Below are 19,459 nucleotides of genomic sequence, written 5' to 3'. Positions count from 1 at the left end.
GGTGTTGTCATCGGAATGCCTCGATTCGTTTTTCCTCAGATTATACCTGAATTTTTAGTTTTCAGACAGTCCCTAGTGTCAGACTTGATTTAGTAGAGGGCATGTTTTCAGGATGTCAATCATTAAAAACCATTGATTTATCTAAATTTGATACATCAGAGGTCTTTGACTTTAGTGCGATGTTTGCTAAATGTATATCTCTGACGAATCTTGATTTAAGTTTATTAGATACTTCTGAAGCTCGTATATTTTCCAATACATTTGAAGGGTGTACGTGGTTGACTGCTATTGATCTGAGCTTTATAAAAAGCTCGGTATTGATGGACTTATCAGGTATGTTTAAAGATTGCACCGGATTGACTACTGTTGACTTGAGTCCATTGGATACGAGCAATGTAACGAATTTATCGGCATTATTTAGTGGCTGTACTGGATTGACTAATATAGATTTGAGCCAAATTGATACTAGTCAGGTAACTAATATGAGTGACTTACTAAGTGGCTGTGCTGGTTTGACCAGTGTAGATTTGAGTCAAGTTGATACTAGTCAGGTAACTAATATGAGTGGCCTACTAAGTGGTTGTACTAGTCTGACCAGCGTAGATTTGAGTCAAGCTGATACTAGTCAGGTAACTAATATGAGTGGCCTACTAAGCGGCTGCACTAGTCTGACTAGTGTAGATTTAAGTCAAGTTGATGCAAGTAAAGTGACAAATATGAGTCACTTTATCAGTGGTTGTACAGGACTAACTAATATCGACTTAAGTCAAGCCAATTTTTCAAATGTAACAGATATGAGTGGCTTTTTCAGCAGTTGCACTGGCTTGAAGGCCATTGATATGCATGATCTAAACATTGGCAATTTAACTAATATGAAGAATATGTTTAGTAGTTGTACGAATTTAGCAGACCTCAATCTTAGTAACGTAAATGCAAGTGCAGTAACAGATATGAGTGAGACATTCAGTGATTGTACTAGCTTAACCGACTTAGACTTAAGTGGATTGAATACCAGTCAAGTAGTAGATATGAGTTATATGCTAGCTAATTGTACGGACTTAGTTAACTTGAAATTGGCTAACTTTGACACGAGTCGGGTCAATGATATGTCAGGAATGTTTGCGTTTTGTACAGCTTTGGTAGATTTAGATTTATCTTCATTTGCAACTGAAAATGTGACGAATATGGATTGGATGTTTTACGGAGATACGTCATTGCAAACGGTTGATCTAGCTTCCTTCCGAGGTAATTCGTTAACCGAAGCCGCGCTTATGTTTGCTAATTGTAGTAGTTTATTGACTTTGGACTTGTCACAATTTAATTCAACGCAGCAAAGTATGCTGTGGGGAACTTTTGCTAATTGTAGCAGTTTAAAGCGTATTGATTTATCTGGGATTGATACGTCACAGATGATTGCTTTTAATTGGCTCTTTTTGAACGATAGTGCATTAACCAGTTTGGATATTAGCCATTTTAATATGGCTAGTACGCAATCATTTGAGATGTTTTATAGCAAAAAAATATTAGCACTTACGAGTTATCAGGAGCTTGTCAATGCTATGAATTCTGCAGATTATTTTGTCACTGAACAAACTTCAGGGCTCCAAGATTTTCTAGCCGGGACAACTGCCTTAACCAAATTAACTGTCGGCCCGCAAGTGGTTTTAAAGGATGATTCTGGCAATGTGAACCTACCAACGATAACCAGTACCACAGGTTATCAAAGTCAGTGGTATCCAACTACTGACTTGAAGCAGGGTCGCTCATCGGATGCGTTAATGGCGTTGTATGCTGTAGGGCAAGCACCGGCGGAAACGATGACGTACTTACGGTCTAGCGTACCAGTTGTTAATGTTGATCAAGCTAAAGTATCACTGTACATTGATGATGACCCTAACTGGTCGGTTGCGGCTAACTTCAAAGGTGGTACTGATGAGCTAGGTAATCCGTTGCAGCTAGCCGATTTAAAAGTAACCTGGAATCAGCCGTTAGACTTGACGCACCCTGGGGACTATACCGCAACGTATACGTATCAGACAAAAGCAGGCGATTATACGGTTCAGCAGACGACCCAAGTCCATGTCCGCTATCGGGTTAAACTCGCCTTGAAAGAAACCAACTTAACGTTTTATGCTGGTCCCAAGACATTTGCTTGGCAACCGACAGATAACTTAGCCAGTGTGACCGATGAATTAGGCCGGCCATTAACTGATTATCAACACGTGTTGACAACGGTTACCCCAATCGGACCATCACAACGGTTGGCACGTACTAGTGGACCGTTAACGGCACCGGGCAAGTATCAAATTACGTATCAATATACCGATGACCAGGGCCATACCGCAACAGCTATTGCTTGGGTCACGGTCTTAGCGTCACAAAGTGGCATTACCGCTAAAGATGTGACATTGATTGCAGACAAAAAGAGCCAGTGGCAAGTCGGGTTACATCAAGCTAGCGCGCAAGATGAGTCTGGCCAAGTCGTTACAGCATTAGACTATCGGATCACCAATGCGAAGACCCATCAAGTTGTCACTAAAATCGATGCGCAGCATGCGGGCCAGTATATCGTCACCTTTAGTTTTACGGATGGGACTGGCCAGCTTAAGCAGCAAGTGACCAATGTGACCATTTTAGCCAATCAAGCAAAACTGCAAGTGAAAAACAGCCAACTGACGGCAGGGCAAGCTTGGCAAGCAGGTGATAACTTAGTTGTGGCGACGGATTATAATGGTCAACCACTTACTTTGACCGACTTAACGGTTACGGGGCAAGTCAACTGGCAACAACCAGGCGTGTATCACGTCACGTATCGTTATGCTAAAAATCCAATGCTAACGCCAATTACGGCAACTGCAACGGTGACAGTGGTTGCGTCGACGGTAGTACCACCGACACCAGAAGACCCCGGTGAACAGCCGTCTAATCCAACGGGTAACGAAGGTGTTAAGCCAGATCCACAACCGGAGACACCAGAATCAACCAAACCAGTACCGGTGAAACCAACACCGGTAAAGCCCGGCATACCAAAGCAGCCAACTGTAACCGGTCAGCAAACCAGCGCTGATAAGTCGTCACCGGCTGTTAAGCAGGTTGGGGGAACTAAGCAACTGAGTGCTTCGGCTGATTCAACCGCTAGTCTTAACAGATCGACTAAAGCACCAGCACAGCAGCAGACCCAGTCGACGACGTTACCAGTGACGTCGGAAACCAAACCAGGCGCTTGGTGGCAAGTGTTAGGCCTAGTATTATTGAGTGGGCTAAGTTGGTTAGGCAGCCGCCGGAAACAGCCGCGTTAAATCAAGTTAAACTAACATTTGAAAACGGGTATTCGTGAACCAACGAGTCCCCGTTTTTTATGTCGATCAATTTTGTCATCAAACTGTAATCAGCCAGGCGTATCTTTTTGATTGCGTTTTATATATTCCTCCAGTAGAATGGTAGGACAGCTGAATTTTTTTGCGAGGTGATAAACATGGCATACAGCTTATTGTTTGGTGGTATTTTAATGGAAGTTATCGGGAGCTTTTTCTTGAAAAAAGCAAATGGATTTCGAAATTTGATACCAAGCGTAATGGTGTTAGTAGGTTATTTTAGTTCGTTAGTTTTAGTAACGTTAGCAATGCAACGCTTACCACTCGGGGTAACGTATGCCTTGTGGGCCGGTTTAGGGACCGTTGCAACGGTTATCTTAGCGGTCGTTGTCTATCGAGAACGCTTGAGTGTCGCTCGAATTAGCGGCTTAATGGCGATTGTGATTGGGGCAATTTTACTTAACATTTAAAAGGGGGCGGCGAAATGCGCGCATGGATGCAATTAGTGTTAGCAATTGGGGTCGAAATCGTGGGGACGAGTTTATTAAAAGTCTCGGCTGGATTTAGTCACTTATGGTTAGGCATGGCTGGTATGTTATTATACGGCTTAGCTATCTTTAGCTTTTCGTTAGCCTTACGAAAGATTCCGTTAAGCGTCGGCTATGCCATTTGGGCTGGCGTTGGGACAGCGATTACGGGATTGGTTGGCATTTGGGCTTTTGGTGAAGTTTTAACCGGTCCTAAAACGGTTGGCTTTATGGCAATTATTATTGGTGTGATTTTATTAAATATGCCGGTCAAAGCGAGCAGTCCGCGGCCAGCACGGCGGTGGCGTTCACGGACGACCCGTGAGTAGGCGAATGTGATGGACTTACAACAGTATCAAGCACAACTACAATCAGGTGAACTACAGCGAACGTATAAAATGTTAGTACAATATGTGACAACGCTAAAGCGTCAGTTACCAGCGAGTTATCAAACCGGGAATTTGTCATTAGGTTACTTGGATTACACTTACGTTCCATTTTTTAATGCGTCTTTGCGGGTTCGTAAGTTACGATTTGGTTTGGTGTTGAATCATGCACAATTGCGATTAGAATTGTGGTTGATGGGACAGAATGCCGCAGTAACAACGACATATTATGCGGCTTTTAAAGCCAGTAAGTGGCATCAAACCGATGAACCACAACATGACTATGCCATTGTCGTCGTGCCGCTATGTACGGCACTAGATTTTGACCATCGTGAAGCCATGACAGCACAAGTCTTGCAGCAAGCCTGCACAACTGCGGCGGCACTTGAACAGGCGATTATCCAACTTGAAAGCTAAATCAAAAAACGATAATCACGACGTTAATTGACGTCGTGATTATCGTTTTTTTGTTGGCTGCTAAGCTTCTGGCCAAACCGCTTTAGCCGTTTCAATGACTAATTGGAGCTTGTGCCATTGATCAGTTTCGGTTAGTTGGTTACCTTCTTCAGTTGAGGCAAACCCACATTGTGTCGATAGTGCTAAGTTGGCTAGTGGTACTTTAATGGCAGCTTCTTGGATCCGGGCTTTAAGCTGTTCAGTGTCTTCTAGTTGTGGAAACTTTGACGTAATCAAACCTAAGACGATGCGTTTATTGGCATCACCATTCCAAATTTGGTCTAAGACATCAAAGTTACCAGCGCGTTGATTGTCGTATTCCAAGAATAGGCCGTCGTACTTGAGTTGGCCTAAGTATTTAGCGACTACATCGTAGCTACCAGAAAAGAGGTAAGTTGACTTAAAGTTCCCCCGGCAAATATGCGTCGTAACGGTTAAATCACTTGGCAAGTCTTGTAATGCCGCATTAATGACGGTGACGCTATCTTTAGCGACTTGTTCAAAGTGGGCGTGATCAGTAGCACTTAGATCCGTATTGTTAAGCTGACTGATTAGAAATGCCCAAGTCGTGTCATCTAATTGGATATAGCGACAGCCAAGGTCATAAAAGTGTTGGATGGTCGCGTGGTAAGCAGCTGCTAGATCGGTCAAATAAGCGTCCCAGCTATCGTAAAATTGTGACCAGTTATCACTCCGATTATCCCGGAAGAGCATGGTAGGTGATGGAATCGTCTGTTTGGCTAAGACCCCATCAGGAACGATTGATTGTAAGTAAGTGAAGGCCTTAAAGAAGGGATGGTCGGGATTATAAGCGATTTTGCCAACGAGTTCGGCATTATCGGTCCGGGTGTGATCACCTTTGAATTTGTAACTCTGATGATAGTCGTACTTGCCGACACCAGTTAAGCCCCATAAGAAGTCTAAATGCCACCAACTACGTGAAAATTCGCCATCAGTGACTGCATGTAGACCGAGTTTAACTTGTTCGTCGACAATACGTTTGATTTCAGTTTGTTGAATCGTTAAGGCTTCGTCGGCAGTGATTTCACCAGCGGCGAGTTGGGCATGCGCTTGTTTTAAAACGGTTGGTCGTAATAAGCTACCGACCACGTCATAGCGAAATGGTCGTGTTAAAGTTGATTCTGTCATAGTTAAAGCACCTCATTCATTAAAGTTAGGTTGAGAACGAAAAAAACCGCCGTCCACGATTGACTAAAGTCAATCAGGACGACGGTTAGGCCGGGTTACCACCTGGATTCAAAACGGGTTTACACCACGTTTCCTCGAACGGACGGTGCCTAGTGCACGATCCGCAACTGCGATAACGGGCAGTTAGGTCGATACCAGTTTGTGCACAGCATTCACTGATATAACGTTGTAACGAAGACCATCTTCAACTAAGGGACCGACATCGTTTCACCACCCCGATGCTCGCTAAACGGTTGCCTTAGTTTACTCATCTTTTAATCGTTCTTTAATGTTGAACTCATTCTACCGGTTCTGATTTTGAAAGTCAAGTTTCCATTAAGCGAGGGGGATGACCCCGTGTTTTCGGTAGGGCAATGCTATAATGACTATTAGCAAAAGATTTTGGGGGCTCGTTTATGGATCGAATTATCCGGTTTTTGAAGCGCGATGATGTGGATATGTATTTGACGTTGGCATTTTTAATCGTGATTATTTACTTGATGCGGGGATTTGCGACCGTGGTGTTGTTGACAGTGATTTTTGCCTTTTTAGCGGTAAAAGTTAGTCACTGGTTGAACTTAAAGGCCCATATCCCGTATTGGATCGCGGTGATCATTGTTTATGTCGTGGTGATCGGCGTCTTTATCGGGGCGCTGTCATACGCAGCACCGACACTAGTGACGCAACTTAAAGTCATTCCGGATATGCTGGCTAAAGCCATCACAAATCATCCGGTCTTGAATAAAAATATTGATAAATGGATCAATCAAGCGATTCATAGTAGTGAGCTAATTCAAAATGGTAAGTCACTCTTACTGACTGGGATTAAAGAGGCTGGTCAGATTGGGACTGGGTTTACCCACGTGTTGATGGCAATCTTTTTAAGCTTTATCTTCAGCCTGACACGTGGGCGGATGGTTAGCTTTGGCCGCCAATTCTTAAGTTCGAAATTCAGTAAGTTCTTTCATAACGTGTATTTCTTGACCCGGAAGTTTGTGTTAATTCTTGGTAAGATTATCGAAACGCAATTGATCATTTGTACGATCAATACACTCCTAATGACGATTGGGTTCGTGATTATTGGGATGCCAAGTATCATGGTGCTATCGATCATTGTCTTTATTTTAGGGCTGGTGCCGGTTGCCGGGGTCTTGTTGTCGATGATTCCATTGACGTTACTAGCCTTTGCTTCTGGTGGGTTGATTCGAGTCGTTGAAATCATCGTATTAGTGATTATTATCCATGCGTTTGAATCTTACTTCTTGCACCCACGCTTAATGGCGGATCGGACGGATTTACCCGTCTTTGCCACTTTTATTACGTTGATTATTATGGAAAGTCTGCTAGGTGCTTGGGGTTTGATCGTTGGGATTCCAATCGTTGCCTTCTTCTTAGACATTTTAGGTGTTCAAGATTCTGAAAAGCCGAAACGAATCGTGTCAAAATAGGTGTTAAAAAACCAGCTTAGTTTAGCGCTAAGCTGGTTTTATTTATTGTGGCGGCTGAATTTGATGCCGTACGGCCCGATTGGTCAACGTATTTTCCGTTGCCGGAGTCGTGAATAATGGAATCGTCTCTTCCAAGACATCACTGAATTCCAGCCCATACCAAATGGCAGCTGACGGCGTAATGTTTTGTAAGAGGACGCGACCGCCAATGAGGAACCGGTCGAACTCACGCATCGTTGGGTAACTACTTAAGTCCATAATCTGTTGATTTTGAACGACAAATTTAAAGTCACCAACTTGGCGATGTTTGACCGTACCGTAATGGGGATGCTGGGGGTCAATGATTTGCTTGGCAATCAAATCATTGACGATTTCGCGTAAGTAGATCGTGACATGTTGTGATTTTTTAAATCCTAGATTCAATTGGACTTCAACGATGTTACGGGTCCCGAGCATGTCGACGGTGTAGTTACAATCATATGGTTGATTGGTTTCATTGATCGTGATGAACCAGTAGACTTTAGCGCGTTTCGGTCGCTTGTCGAGAATCGAGTACGGAATCGAGCGCTTAACGTGATAAGTCGCGTCGACTTTGGCTAAATAAACGAGGTTAGCCGCAAATAATGGGATACTATCGTCATGACTCAGTTGAATTAATTGTTGGCGATAATCGAGTAGGCTGACTTGTTCCTGGTCGCGATTATAGAGCAGCCGGCGTTTGTTGCCGAAGTACCAGATGACCATAATCAAGAAAATCACAAAGGTCAAGCCGAGCGTTAAGTAACCGCCATGGATAAATTTGGTGAGACTAGCGATTAAGAAAATCGACTCCAAGGTGCCAAACCCTAATAATAACGCCAGGGCGGCTAGCTGATGCCCATGCATCTTCACGAATTGGGTCAGGAGTAAGGTTGTCATCAGCATGGTAATCGTAATTGCTAAGCCATAAGCTGCTTCCATGTGGGCCGAGGTTTGAAATAACCAGACGATGCCTAAAGTCACGCCACAAAGCATCCAGTTCACTGCGCCAATATAGATTTGGCTCCGGACTTGACTGGGATGTTTGATGATCATGCGCGGTAAGAACTTCAGACCAATGGCCTCGTCGACTAATGTATATGAACCGGTAATCAGTGCTTGTGACGCAATGATGGCGGCCAGCGTAGCCAGGATAATGGCGGCGACTTGTAAGTTGGCCGGAATCATCGCATAAAAGGGATTAAGATTGACGGCATCGCGGTAGGCAGCTAATTGATAATGCTGTAAAATCCAGGCCCCTTGACCAAGGTAGTTGAGAATTAACATCAGATAAACAAAGGGCCAAGTTGCATCGATGTTAGCTTTACCAACATGTCCCAAGTCGGAATATAACGCTTCGGCACCCGTTGTGGCGAGAAAGACGCTGCCGAGGATGAAAATCCCAATTTTATTTGTCGGGCTGATGAGCACTTGCAGCGCGTAAAGTGGCGAGAATGCTTTTAAAATCATGGGCGCATGCCCAATATTGACTAGGCCAACGACGCCAATGGCTGTAAACCAGAGCAACATGATGGGGCCAAAAGATTTACCAATAGCGGCAGTCCCAAAACCTTGAATCATGAATAAGCCAAACAAAATCACGGTTACGGTTAACGGAATCAATAGCGGATGTTGACTAAAACCGGCCATATTTGGTAAGCCTTTTAACCCTTCGACAGCGGAAGTCACCGTCACTGCAGGCGTCAGGGTACCATCAGCTAATAGTGCGGCACCCCCAACTAGGGCGGGTAAGATGAGCCACTTGGCTTGCTTACGAACTAAGGCGTATAACGCAAAAATGCCACCTTCATGGTGGTTATCGGCACGTAAGGCAATCAAGACGTACTTGACCGTCGTAATTAACATTAATGTCCAAAAGATCAATGAGACACAGCCAAGCACATAACTTGGCGTGGCTTTTTTTAGTGGTCCGGCATCGTTAATAATGGCATTCATAACGTAAAGTGGTGACGTTCCAATATCCCCATAAACGACACCTAACGTGATGAGCATGCCAAAGATTGACCGCGTCTGGATTCGTTGCTTTTCCATTTTAATGGCCCCCAGAATTTGGCATTCAGTTGTGACTATTAGGATACTCGTTTTCAAAAATAGTGGCGCTTTATCCGAATGAAAATTAATTAATTTATGCAAAATTGAGCCCGCTTTTGGTAAGCTCAGTAACCAGACTGGTGCTGGGGCTTTTCCTCTGTGAGTCCAACGCATCATGACTCATAAAAAAGCCGCAGCTGGTAATCCGGCTGTGGCTTTTCGCTAGGACTTATTTAGTTGTTTTATCTTCATTAACGGCTGCTGCGGCTTGGGCATTACCAAGTTTAGAATGCTTGATCGAATAGCTAAAGTAAACAATCATCCCAATGGCTAACCAAATTACGAACCGTAACCAAGTCACTGGTTTCAAGTTGATGAGTAAGAAGACACAGCTAATAATCGACATGATCGGTACAAATGGCACCCACGGCGTCTTAAATGGTCGACGTAGGTTTGGTTGCGTCTTGCGTAGTCGTAAAACAGAAAATGAGACGAGTACAAAGGCTGTCAATGTCCCGATGTTGACCAATTCAGCTAAGTCCGCCAATGGAATGAAGCCACCGATAACGGCGGCAACGCAACCGAATAAGACAGTCGAGGCAACTGGAGCGCCAGACTTGGGGCTGATGCGACTGAAGAGTGGCGATAATAAGCCGTCACGTGACATTGAAAATGAAATCCGGGTTTGGCCGTATAGGCAAACGAGCATAACAGTGGTCATCCCTAGAATGGCCCCTAAGTCGACGACGCCAGCCAACCAGTTTTGACCGGAGTAAACTAAGACTGCTGAGATGGGGTGGTCGATGTATTTGGCGAACATTCTAAAGGGGACAACGCCGGTCATAATAGCGGAAACGGCGACGTAAAGCACGGTACAAATGCCTAAAGATAAGAGCATTGATTTTGGTAAGGTCTTAGACGGTTCCAAAGTTTCTTCAACACTAGATGAAATGGCGTCGAAACCGATAAAGGCAAAGAACACGCTTGAAGCGGCGCCAAAGACGCCTTTCATCCCAAAGGGCAGGAGTGGTGTCCAATTAGCCGGCTTGATGAAGCGGGCGGCCGTAATGATGAAGAGGACGACCACGGCTAACTTGATGACGACCATAATGTCATTAACACGTTTCGTTTCTTTGACGCCCAGTGACAAGAGTAAGGTGATCAACATGATAATCGCAAAGGCTGGTAAATTGAAATAAGTCGTCACCCCGGCGACTGAGCCCGGCGCCGCGGTAAGAATCGTTGGGAGCTTTAAGCCAAACCCCGCTAGAAATGATTGGAAATAACCAGACCAACCAGCCGAGACGGTTGAAACGGCGAATAGATATTCTAGCATTAAGTCCCAACCAATAATGAAGGCAACAATTTCACCAAGCGTGGTGTAAGAGTAGGTATAAGCGGAGCCACTTTCCGGCACCATCGCGGCGAATTCGGCGTAACATAGCGATGCGAATAAGCAGGCGATGGCGGCTAAGACGAAGGAAATCATCAAGCCGGGACCGGCGATTAAGGCGCCAGTCCCCGTTAGAACAAAGATCCCGGTCCCGATGATGGCCCCAATTCCGAGCATGGTTAAATCGAAAGTTTTGAGTTCCTTTTTTAGCGGACTATGATAATCCGCCAACATGGCCCCAATATCTTTTTTACGAAGCAAATGTGTATGCGTAAGATCCATGATACTCGCCCCATTTCAATTTAGTGGCTCCTATTCTAATCGGATTGACAAAATTTGAATCAGCTAACTTAACTGAATTAAACTTATTCTATGGTTAAAATAGCTAAAAATGATTAAAATTGGTTAATTAGCGGGTATTTGGACGTTGCTTGATAATTATTGAACCAATTTTGACCAAGTCAAAACTGGGGCTTAAGTGAGGGAAGCTAAGGCTCAAGCGCCGGTCATATTAAAATAATTTTTGTTAGGTTAATTTTTGCCAATAATTAAAAAAATCGGTCAACGCCGAATAAACGTTGACCGAGCATGGTTATGTTAGTGTTTCCGTCGATAATGGCGGTAAGCGATGATTAACAAGATGATAAAATCGATACGGATTTTTGGCGTTGGCTGTTGATTTTGTTGGGCGTCTAAAATGGCAATACCATAATTAAGGGTATACGTGCCAAGAATATACATATGGACAATCATTTTATTTGATTTGGTTGTACTTAATCATGTACACTTGGTGGCGAGAAGATAAATATAATTGGAGGCGAATAAGGATGGAAGCAACTACTTTTAGTGATTTTCGCAAAGAATTGAAAACGTATATGGACAAGGCTACCGATGATTTTGAACCAATTACGATTACACGTAAGAACCGACAAAATGCTGTTTTGATTTCAGAGGCTGAATATAACAATATGGTAGAAAATCAGTATATTTTGAGTAACCCAGCCAACTTGTCTTGGCTACAGGAATCTTTAGTACAAGCCAAACATGGTAAAGTCAGCCAGCATGATTTATTGGCGTCAGCTGATGACGATGAATAAGTTGTTTACGGATAATGCATGGGAAGACTATATGTGGTTACTGAAGAACGATAAGCAAGCCCTAAAGCGTGTTAATTTGTTAATAAAGGATGCGTCTAGGACACCATTTAGCGGGATTGGAAAGCCAGAACCATTACATGGGAACTTTCAGGGATATTGGTCCAGACGTGTTAATGAAAAGGATCGGTTGATTTACGGGGTCGATGAACAGCAAATAACCATTTTAGCCTGTCGTACGCACTATGGTAATAAGTGAAGGATGCCCCCTCAGTAGCAGCTAGTTGAGGGATTCTCGTTTAGCTACTGCGGCGGCTTGATTATCTATTTAAAGTTATAGCATCATGTAGGACGTCAATAAAAAAACTGACCAAGTTTAATTGCACCATTAAGGTCAATCTACTGATGGTCAGCTTAAATGTTTTGAATTATCAGCGTCGTTCAAAGCCATTATTTAGTGTTCCCGTCGATAATGGCGGTAAGCGATGATTAACAGAATGATAATCAGTAAAATGCCAATGGCACCTTTAGGGCCGGCAACGCGTTCGCTTAAATGAAACAAGCGAATCGGCCCGAGCCCATGAATCCCGAACAATGCAACCATAATTTCAGCCTCCATGACGAAATTATCGCGGTTTCAACCATAAAAAGCAATTAATCAATCGCAAAATGTTATTATCTCAAGGCCATCTGCGTTAAAATGAATTTATCATTAAAGTAGGGTAGGTGCCTCAATTGCAATATATTTTGCCAATTATCAACTTCATCGTGATTATTAACGCGGTCGCGGCGGTAATTACGGTGTTTCGGGATCGGCGTGATATTGCGGCGACTTGGGCATGGTTATTAGTGTTGATCATGATTCCAGTGGCCGGCTTTATTGCCTATGCCTTTTTGGGCCGGAAGTTACCGAAGAATCGGTTATTCCGTTTGAAGAAAGAAACTCAGATTCGATTAGACCAAGCGATTCAACGCCAACGCGATGAATTGGGATCGGAGTTGATGCCAGCTGATGCGGTTACCAGTTCGGTACGAGGAATGGTCAGTTTATTTTTGAATTCCGATGGCGCATTATTGAGTCGGAAAAATCGGGTCAAAATCTATACTGATGGGCATGAGAAATTTCATGCAATGTTCCAAGATATTGAAGCGGCAAAAAAACACGTGCATATTGAATACTACACGTTTTATAATGACCAAATTGGTAACGAATTATTGCATTTACTCGAACGTAAGGCAGAACAAGGCGTTGACGTGCGCGTCTTGTATGATCCATGGGGGTCGATGGGAACCTTTCGGAGTTTCTTTAAACATTTAGAGGAACTTGGTGGTCATGCGCGGCCATTCTTAGGCGCACATTCCGCGGTCTTAGATTTTCGGTTGAATTTCCGTGATCACCGGAAAATCGTGGTGACTGATGGCCGCGTCGGTTACGTCGGTGGGTTTAATGTTGGTGACCAGTATTTAGGACGTGATAAAAAATTTGGTTACTGGCGCGATACCCACTTACGGATCGTCGGTTCAGGGGTTTTCGAATTACAAGAACGGTTTATCCGAGATTGGAACGCGACTGATCCGGATCATCGGATTATGCCAACTAATGAGATGTTCCCAGTGATCAAGGTCAAAGGGAATACGTCATTACAGATTGTCTCTAGTGGCCCGGATAGTGATGCGCAACAAATTAAGCTCGGCTACATCAAGATGATTACCACCGCGCAACATCGGCTGTGGATTCAATCGCCATACTTGATACCAGATGACTCGGTGCTGGATGCGATTCGAATTGCGGCGATGTCAGGCGTTGATGTGCGCATTATCGTTCCAGACAAACCGGATCATGCGTTTGTGTATCGAGCGACCCAGTATTATGCACGGGAACTCGCCGAAGCGGGCGCTAAAATTTACTATTACAATAATGGCTTTATTCATGCTAAGACGATGGTGATCGATGGACAAGTGGCCTCGGTCGGCTCGGCTAACATGGATTTTCGGAGCTTTAAGTTAAACTTCGAAGTGAATGCCTTTTTATACGACACCGAATTAGCCCAAGAACTAGAAGGCATTTTCGAGGCCGATTTGAAGAAGAGTAGTTTGATTACGGTACAGGATTTCCAAAATCAGTCGTTCTGGTTGAAGTTCAAACAAACTTTCTCACGGTTGTTATCACCAATTCTATAGTAAGTTTAACAAAAATATCGCCAACCCCAGTTAAAGCGGGTGGCGATATTTTTAGTCTAGATAAAGTTTTTGTAAGTCTTTAATATCGGCCGGACTCAGGCCAAGTACTTGGCGGAGGTAACCTAAGCCACCACCATAGAGTTCGTCAAAAACGTTAAAAATCATCTTTAAATTATCAGCTTCAACATTTAAGGCCGAGTTAAAGCGACTTGCCAGATCACCGTTATTGGCTTCAGTGATGATCGTGTCATTATCCACTTGATCAGCTGCCATAAAGACGGCATTGGTCAATAAATAATCTTGAATGATCGTTTCACGGGGGACGTCTAACGCCGTCATAATCAACGTACCAGCGACCCCGGTCCGATCTTTACCAGCGGCACAGTGAAAGAGTACGGATTGATTTGGTTGGTCATTAGCCAACAAAGTGGCGAATAGGTTTTGCCAAACAGTTACCGGATGACTATCAGTGACCATCCGGGCATAAGTCTGGGTCCCAAACGTATCAATCGATGTCATGCGTTTGAAGAGTCGTTTCAAGCGCCGGTCGAGTCGTCGGTTATCAGCGAACGGATAGACGGACGTATTTTGATACTGAGTGTGAGTTGGATAGCGATCAGGCGACATCTGCGCTTCGCTAGCTTGGCGTAGGTCAATATCATAGCGTAAGCCGTAATCGTCCAAATAGGCCAAATCATGGGCCGTTAAGAGCGACATCCCACCGCAACGCAGGAGCTTTTGCCACTTGATCGTTTGACCACCAGTCGTCGCATAGCCGCCCAATTCGCGAAAGTTAATCCCATGATCCAACCGTAAAACGCGGTTATGTTCCATATGTCATTACCTCGATTAGTCTTTGCCATAAGTATAACTGGTTTTGGGGGAGAATGACGGTAAAGATTTTGGTAAGAGTGTGAAGGAGGGCGGGTGTCAGTGAGCATTGCCTAGCTAAGCCAATTAGTCGATGAACTTCCGACTAGTTGGCTTAGCGTAGCAAGCGGAGCTGACAGCCCGAGTGAACACGTTTCGACTCGTTAATTAAGCCCGCACCCCACCAATTCCAGCCTAAATGACAAAATTATTCAACTCAAAATCACGTTTTTAGCCTAGCAACGTCACATTTTCTTCATGTCCCGTCGGTATACTATGTCCATAGTCAATTAAGAAATTCCCCGTTTCTTAACTGAACCCTAACCTAACAATTCATTTACTCCCCCAAGTAATGAATATATGTGTGCATAACCTAAACTTTAATGAAAATAACATCCCTTTTTTAACCACCGTATCCCCGTACGGTGGCTTTTTTTGTCAATAAAAGCCGCTAGCAGATTACGCTAACGGCTTTTGAAGGGTTAATCCCCGTTATAAATCGAGTTTTTAACGACGACATAATCACACTTGGTAATCGACTTAAGGTCGCGACCACCGGCGTATGAGATCGAAGATTGGAGATCTTCTTGCATTTCATTTAACGTGTCAGCCAAATGCCCACGGTAGGGCACGAGCATTTGTTTACCTTCAACGTTTTTGTGTTCCCCTTTTTGGGTCTCACTGGCAGAACCATAATATTGTTTATAAGTCTTGCCGTCGATTTTTAAAATGTTACCAGGTGATTCTTGATGTCCGGCTAACATGGAGCCAATCATGACCATCGTTGCACCAAAACGAATGGACTTGGCAATGTCACCATTGGTCCGCACGCCACCGTCAGCGATGATCGGCTTGCGAGCGGCCTTGGCACACCAGCGGACCGCCGCTAATTGCCAGCCACCAGTCCCAAAACCAGTCTTGATTTTGGTGATACAAGCTTTACCAGGGCCAACGCCGACCTTAGTCGCATCGGCACCTGCATTTTCTAAGTCGCGGACGGCAGCGGGAGTAGCCACGTTGCCGGCAATCACGAAACTAGCGGGTAAGACCGACTTAATATGCTTGATCATTTCGATCACGCTGTCAGCGTGTCCGTGGGCGATATCGATCGTGATATATTCTGGGACGTCACCATCAGCGGCTAAGTCGTTAATAAAGTCATATTCGCTTGGTTTGACCCCAACTGAAATGGAGGCAAATAGCTGTTGATCATGCATGGTTTTAATGAATTGTTGCCGTTTTTCGGGTGCAAAGCGATGCATGATGTAGAAGTAGCCGTTAGTCGCTAACCAAGCAGCGAGGTCATCATTAATAACCGTCGCCATGTTGGCGGGCACGACTGGAATTTTAAACTGACGACCACCGAGTTCAACGGTCGTATCAGCTTCCGAACGACTGTTGATGACACACTTATTCGGAATTAATTGAATATCTTCGTAATCAAAAATCTCCATGAGAAAGGCTCCTTATGCTAAAACTGGGTGTTAGTTCCAGATATCGTGATCGATCACGTTGGTTTGGTCACGGTCAGGACCGACAGAGAAGGTCGCAATCTTAACCCCAACTAGGTCTTCGATCCGTTTCAAATAGTTACGGGCATTTTCAGGTAATTCTGCAAGCGTCTTAACACCGGTAATATCTTCGTCCCAACCAGGTAATTCATCATAGATTGGTTTGCAAGCTTCGAGTTCTTTTAAGCTAGCTGGATAATGATAAATGGTTTCGCCGTTTAAGTCATAAGCGGTACAGATCTTGATGGTCTTCAAGCCGGTTAGAACATCTAAACAGTTTAAGCTTAAGTGAGTCAAACCAGAAACCCGTTTTGCGTGGCGTAAGACGACACTGTCAAACCAGCCGATCCGCCGTGGCCGCTTCGTCACGGTCCCATATTCATGCGCCGTTTCACGAATGAAGTCACCCGTTTCGTCAAAGAGTTCGGTTGGGAAAGGCCCATCACCGACACGAGACGTGTAAGCTTTTAAGACGCCGACGCAGTTATCGATTTTAGAAGGGCCAACACCACTCCCAATCGTTACCCCACCAGCAACGGGGTTTGAAGACGTGACGTAAGGATAAGTCCCTTGGTCAATATCAAGCATGACCCCTTGGGCACCTTCGAATAAGACCCGTTTGCCATCGTCTAAAGCATCATTAATGACAACTGAAGTGTCAGTGACGTATGGTTTTAATTTTTGACCAAAGTCATAATAAGGTTCGAAAATATCTTCAAACTTCAATGGTTCCAAATCATATAACTTCGTGATAATTTGATTCTTTTCTTCAAGATTACGTTTAAGTAAAGCCGCAAAAGTATCTTTATCTAATAAATCGGCAACCCGAATCCCAATTCGTTCGGCTTTGTCCATATAAGCCGGGCCGATCCCTTTATTAGTTGTCCCAATCTTACCGCCAGCCTTGGCTTTTTCTTGGGCACCGTCTAAGACGATGTGGTAAGGCAAGATAACGTGAGCGCGGTTAGAAATCCGTAAGTTATCTGGTTGGACGCCGTTATCACGTAAGTATTGTAATTCTTCTACTAGAGACTTCGGATTTAAAACGACGCCGTTACCGATGATACTGATCTTATCATGGAAGAAAATCCCTGATGGAATCAGCCGTAATTTGAAAGTTTTACCATTAAATACGATGGTGTGACCAGCGTTATCGCCACCTTGGTAACGTGAGACCACATCTGCTTCCTGACTTAAAAAGTCCGTGATTTTTCCTTTACCTTCATCGCCCCATTGGCTACCTACTACTACGACTGATGCCATATTTCTTCCACCTCATTAAATTATTTTAATTATGAATGTTCAATAGCACTGGTTGGCTAAATGTTCACCAACCCAACAGCCAAAAGTATAGCAATTTTAACCCCAGAGTGCAACCTTAAATCCGAATGTTCTTATTTTGACTGATTATAATTGTTCATGATTATCGTGATAAACTAAATTGAAGCCGGTTTTATGATGAAAAGATGTGAAAACTAACTATAGTTTTTCATTGTTCGTTACTATTAATTGGGTAGTCGATATGCTATAATAATGTTCGTGTTTTGTTAGTAAATGAGTAAATAGAAATGAGGATTAGCAATGATTGATCGTTATACGCGGCCCGAAATGGGCAAAGTATGGTCCCTGGAAAATCAATACCAAGCTTGGTTGGAAGTCGAAATCGCCGCTGATGAAGCCTGGGCTGAATTAGGGAAGATTCCAGCGGCCGATGTCGCTAAGATTCGTGATAATGCTAAATTCGATGTTGACCGGATTGCGGAGATTGAAGCCGTGACTCATCATGATGTGGTGGCCTTTACGCGAGATGTTTCTGAATCACTTGGGGACGAACGTAAGTGGGTTCATTATGGGTTAACCAGTACCGATGTTGTCGATACGGCACAAGGTTACCGCTTGAAGCAGGCCAATGCGATTATTCGTCAAGATTTACAAGATTTACGAGCAACGTTGGCGTTACAAGCTAAAAAATATAAATATACGGTTGAAATGGGCCGGACGCATGGGGTCCATGCTGAACCAACGACCTTTGGTTTGAAGTTGGCACGGTGGTATGCCGAAATCAATCGGGATATCGAGCGTTTTGACCATGCTGCCGCAGGGGTTGAAGCTGGAAAAATCAGTGGTGCAGTTGGGACTTTTGCCAATATTCCACCATTCGTTGAAAAGTTCGTCTGTGATAAGTTAGGGTTACGGGCACAAGATATTTCAACTCAAGTGCTACCCCGGGATTTACATGCGGAATATGTCGCGTCAATGGCCTTGATTGCAACGGGTGTCGAAGTAATTGCCACCGAAATCCGTGGCTTACAAAAATCCGAAACGCATGAAGTTGAAGAATTCTTTAATAAGGGCCAAAAAGGGTCATCAGCGATGCCTCATAAACGTAACCCAATTGGTTCTGAAAATGTGACCGGGTTGGCGCGGGTGATTCGAGGGCATATGATGACGGCGTATGAAGATGTGCCATTGTGGCATGAACGTGATATCTCACATTCTTCTGCTGAACGCATCATTTTACCGGACACCACGATCTTAACGGATTACATTTTGACGCGAATCAACAAGATTTTGACGAACTTAACGGTATTTCCAGAACGCATGAAGGAAAATATGAGTGCTACTTATGGGTTGATCTACAGTCAACGAGTGTTGTTGAAGTTGATCGATACTGGGATGTCGCGTGAAAGTGCTTATGATTTGGTGCAACCATTGACGGCTAAATCATGGGATGAACAGTTACAGTTCAAGCCGCTAGTTGAAGGCAATGCCGAGATTCGGCAACATCTTGACCAAGCTGCGATTGATGATGCGTTTGACTATCATTATCATTTACGGCACATTGATGATATCTTTAGGCGTTTAGGCTTGGATGACTAAATTTTGAAATTAATATCGCACGGTGAATCGTTGATAGAATACGATTCACCGTGCTTTTTTATTGACTTGATTTTTATAAATCGTAATAATTACTATTTACAAACGAACTGAATCTTGCTAGAATTTAAAACGTAATGATTA

At 43.9% G+C, this 19,459-nt stretch carries 17 protein-coding genes; 9 read left to right on the top strand and 8 right to left on the bottom strand.

Annotated features, from left to right (window positions below):
• Positions 1–101 precede the first annotated feature (101 nt).
• From FFM75_RS10585 to FFM75_RS10570, 4 genes are all read left to right on the top strand, one after another.
• The gene (locus tag FFM75_RS10585; protein ID WP_223876666.1) at positions 102–3,299 is read left to right on the top strand and encodes a BspA family leucine-rich repeat surface protein; all 3,198 of its coding nucleotides are present in this window, start codon (positions 102–104) and stop codon (positions 3,297–3,299) included.
• A 176-nt stretch (positions 3,300–3,475) separates the two neighbouring features.
• The gene (locus tag FFM75_RS10580; RefSeq protein WP_137629145.1) at positions 3,476–3,784 is read left to right on the top strand and encodes a DMT family transporter; all 309 of its coding nucleotides are present in this window, start codon (positions 3,476–3,478) and stop codon (positions 3,782–3,784) included.
• Between the two features lie 14 nt (positions 3,785–3,798).
• Complete coding sequence (locus FFM75_RS10575; RefSeq protein ID WP_137629144.1) at positions 3,799–4,170, top strand: DMT family transporter; 372 nt, start codon at positions 3,799–3,801, stop codon at positions 4,168–4,170.
• A 9-nt stretch (positions 4,171–4,179) separates the two neighbouring features.
• On the top strand, positions 4,180–4,644 hold the full coding sequence (locus tag FFM75_RS10570) for a DUF7000 family protein (protein ID WP_137629143.1): 465 nt from the start codon (positions 4,180–4,182) through the stop codon (positions 4,642–4,644).
• Positions 4,645–4,704: 60 nt separating this feature from the next.
• Here the strand turns inward: FFM75_RS10570 and FFM75_RS10565 are convergent, their stop codons facing one another.
• Positions 4,705–5,832 (bottom strand): vitamin B12 independent methionine synthase, encoded by a 1,128-nt coding sequence (locus FFM75_RS10565; RefSeq protein WP_137629142.1) that lies wholly within the window; start codon positions 5,830–5,832, stop codon positions 4,705–4,707.
• A gap of 455 nt (positions 5,833–6,287) precedes the next feature.
• Here FFM75_RS10565 and FFM75_RS10560 point away from each other — a divergent pair, with 455 nt between their 5' ends.
• Positions 6,288–7,319 (top strand): AI-2E family transporter, encoded by a 1,032-nt coding sequence (locus tag FFM75_RS10560; RefSeq protein WP_137629141.1) that lies wholly within the window; start codon positions 6,288–6,290, stop codon positions 7,317–7,319.
• 42 nt (positions 7,320–7,361) lie between these two features.
• Here FFM75_RS10560 and FFM75_RS10555 read toward each other — a convergent pair whose 3' ends face one another.
• From FFM75_RS10555 to FFM75_RS13980, 3 genes are all read right to left on the bottom strand, one after another.
• A complete protein-coding gene (locus FFM75_RS10555) occupies positions 7,362–9,389 on the bottom strand; it encodes a KUP/HAK/KT family potassium transporter (RefSeq protein ID WP_137629140.1) in 2,028 nt (675 codons plus the stop codon).
• Positions 9,390–9,618: 229 nt separating this feature from the next.
• Positions 9,619–11,064 carry a branched-chain amino acid transporter BcaP gene (locus tag FFM75_RS10550; RefSeq protein ID WP_137629139.1) on the bottom strand — a complete coding sequence of 482 codons (1,446 nt, stop codon included), beginning with the start codon at positions 11,062–11,064 and terminating at the stop codon, positions 9,619–9,621.
• Between the two features lie 315 nt (positions 11,065–11,379).
• Positions 11,380–11,523 (bottom strand): hypothetical protein, encoded by a 144-nt coding sequence (locus tag FFM75_RS13980; RefSeq protein WP_171001483.1) that lies wholly within the window; start codon positions 11,521–11,523, stop codon positions 11,380–11,382.
• A gap of 86 nt (positions 11,524–11,609) precedes the next feature.
• Here FFM75_RS13980 and FFM75_RS10545 point away from each other — a divergent pair, with 86 nt between their 5' ends.
• A complete protein-coding gene (locus FFM75_RS10545; protein ID WP_137629138.1) occupies positions 11,610–11,879 on the top strand; it encodes a type II toxin-antitoxin system Phd/YefM family antitoxin in 270 nt (89 codons plus the stop codon).
• Positions 11,872–12,135: a Txe/YoeB family addiction module toxin gene (locus FFM75_RS10540; RefSeq protein WP_171001487.1), complete on the top strand. Its 264-nt coding sequence runs from the start codon at positions 11,872–11,874 to the stop codon at positions 12,133–12,135. Before FFM75_RS10545 ends, FFM75_RS10540 begins: the two co-directional genes overlap by 8 nt.
• Before the next feature lie 195 nt (positions 12,136–12,330).
• Here the strand turns inward: FFM75_RS10540 and FFM75_RS13975 are convergent, their stop codons facing one another.
• Complete coding sequence (locus tag FFM75_RS13975) at positions 12,331–12,480, bottom strand: hypothetical protein (protein ID WP_171001482.1); 150 nt, start codon at positions 12,478–12,480, stop codon at positions 12,331–12,333.
• A gap of 131 nt (positions 12,481–12,611) precedes the next feature.
• Here FFM75_RS13975 and cls point away from each other — a divergent pair, with 131 nt between their 5' ends.
• Positions 12,612–14,057 (top strand): cardiolipin synthase, encoded by a 1,446-nt coding sequence (cls, locus tag FFM75_RS10535; protein ID WP_171001481.1) that lies wholly within the window; start codon positions 12,612–12,614, stop codon positions 14,055–14,057.
• A 51-nt stretch (positions 14,058–14,108) separates the two neighbouring features.
• Here the strand turns inward: cls and FFM75_RS10530 are convergent, their stop codons facing one another.
• The 3 genes from FFM75_RS10530 to FFM75_RS10520 all read right to left on the bottom strand — a co-directional run bounded on the left by FFM75_RS10530 (position 14,109) and on the right by FFM75_RS10520 (position 17,701).
• Complete coding sequence (locus FFM75_RS10530; protein WP_137629136.1) at positions 14,109–14,891, bottom strand: tyrosine-protein phosphatase; 783 nt, start codon at positions 14,889–14,891, stop codon at positions 14,109–14,111.
• A gap of 518 nt (positions 14,892–15,409) precedes the next feature.
• Positions 15,410–16,381, bottom strand: a complete 972-nt coding sequence (locus FFM75_RS10525) for a GMP reductase (protein ID WP_137629135.1) — start codon at positions 16,379–16,381, stop codon at positions 15,410–15,412.
• Between the two features lie 30 nt (positions 16,382–16,411).
• Entirely contained in the window at positions 16,412–17,701 is a 1,290-nt protein-coding gene (locus FFM75_RS10520; protein WP_137629134.1) for an adenylosuccinate synthase, read from the bottom strand.
• A gap of 318 nt (positions 17,702–18,019) precedes the next feature.
• Here FFM75_RS10520 and purB point away from each other — a divergent pair, with 318 nt between their 5' ends.
• Positions 18,020–19,318, top strand: a complete 1,299-nt coding sequence (gene purB / locus FFM75_RS10515) for an adenylosuccinate lyase (protein ID WP_137629133.1) — start codon at positions 18,020–18,022, stop codon at positions 19,316–19,318.
• Positions 19,319–19,459 lie beyond the last annotated feature (141 nt).

Origin of the sequence: Lactiplantibacillus daowaiensis (genome assembly GCF_005405085.1) — a bacterium.
In the GTDB taxonomy this organism is placed as follows: Bacteria; Bacillota; Bacilli; order Lactobacillales; family Lactobacillaceae; genus Lactiplantibacillus; species Lactiplantibacillus daowaiensis.
The sequence above is the reverse complement of the archived record's forward strand: the minus strand, read 5'-3'. Positions and strand labels throughout refer to the sequence as shown.

Coding starts and splice junctions, on each gene's coding strand:
- FFM75_RS10585 (WP_223876666.1), top strand. CDS start 102: ATGTTTTCAGGATGTCAATCATTAAAAACCATTGATTTATCTAAATTT.
- FFM75_RS10580 (WP_137629145.1), top strand. CDS start 3,476: ATGGCATACAGCTTATTGTTTGGTGGTATTTTAATGGAAGTTATCGGG.
- FFM75_RS10575 (WP_137629144.1), top strand. CDS start 3,799: ATGCGCGCATGGATGCAATTAGTGTTAGCAATTGGGGTCGAAATCGTG.
- FFM75_RS10570 (WP_137629143.1), top strand. CDS start 4,180: ATGGACTTACAACAGTATCAAGCACAACTACAATCAGGTGAACTACAG.
- FFM75_RS10565 (WP_137629142.1), bottom strand. CDS start 5,832: ATGACAGAATCAACTTTAACACGACCATTTCGCTATGACGTGGTCGGT.
- FFM75_RS10560 (WP_137629141.1), top strand. CDS start 6,288: ATGGATCGAATTATCCGGTTTTTGAAGCGCGATGATGTGGATATGTAT.
- FFM75_RS10555 (WP_137629140.1), bottom strand. CDS start 9,389: ATGGAAAAGCAACGAATCCAGACGCGGTCAATCTTTGGCATGCTCATC.
- FFM75_RS10550 (WP_137629139.1), bottom strand. CDS start 11,064: ATGGATCTTACGCATACACATTTGCTTCGTAAAAAAGATATTGGGGCC.
- FFM75_RS13980 (WP_171001483.1), bottom strand. CDS start 11,523: ATGTATATTCTTGGCACGTATACCCTTAATTATGGTATTGCCATTTTA.
- FFM75_RS10545 (WP_137629138.1), top strand. CDS start 11,610: ATGGAAGCAACTACTTTTAGTGATTTTCGCAAAGAATTGAAAACGTAT.
- FFM75_RS10540 (WP_171001487.1), top strand. CDS start 11,872: ATGAATAAGTTGTTTACGGATAATGCATGGGAAGACTATATGTGGTTA.
- FFM75_RS13975 (WP_171001482.1), bottom strand. CDS start 12,480: ATGGTTGCATTGTTCGGGATTCATGGGCTCGGGCCGATTCGCTTGTTT.
- FFM75_RS10530 (WP_137629136.1), bottom strand. CDS start 14,891: ATGGAACATAACCGCGTTTTACGGTTGGATCATGGGATTAACTTTCGC.
- FFM75_RS10525 (WP_137629135.1), bottom strand. CDS start 16,381: ATGGAGATTTTTGATTACGAAGATATTCAATTAATTCCGAATAAGTGT.
- FFM75_RS10520 (WP_137629134.1), bottom strand. CDS start 17,701: ATGGCATCAGTCGTAGTAGTAGGTAGCCAATGGGGCGATGAAGGTAAA.
- purB (WP_137629133.1), top strand. CDS start 18,020: ATGATTGATCGTTATACGCGGCCCGAAATGGGCAAAGTATGGTCCCTG.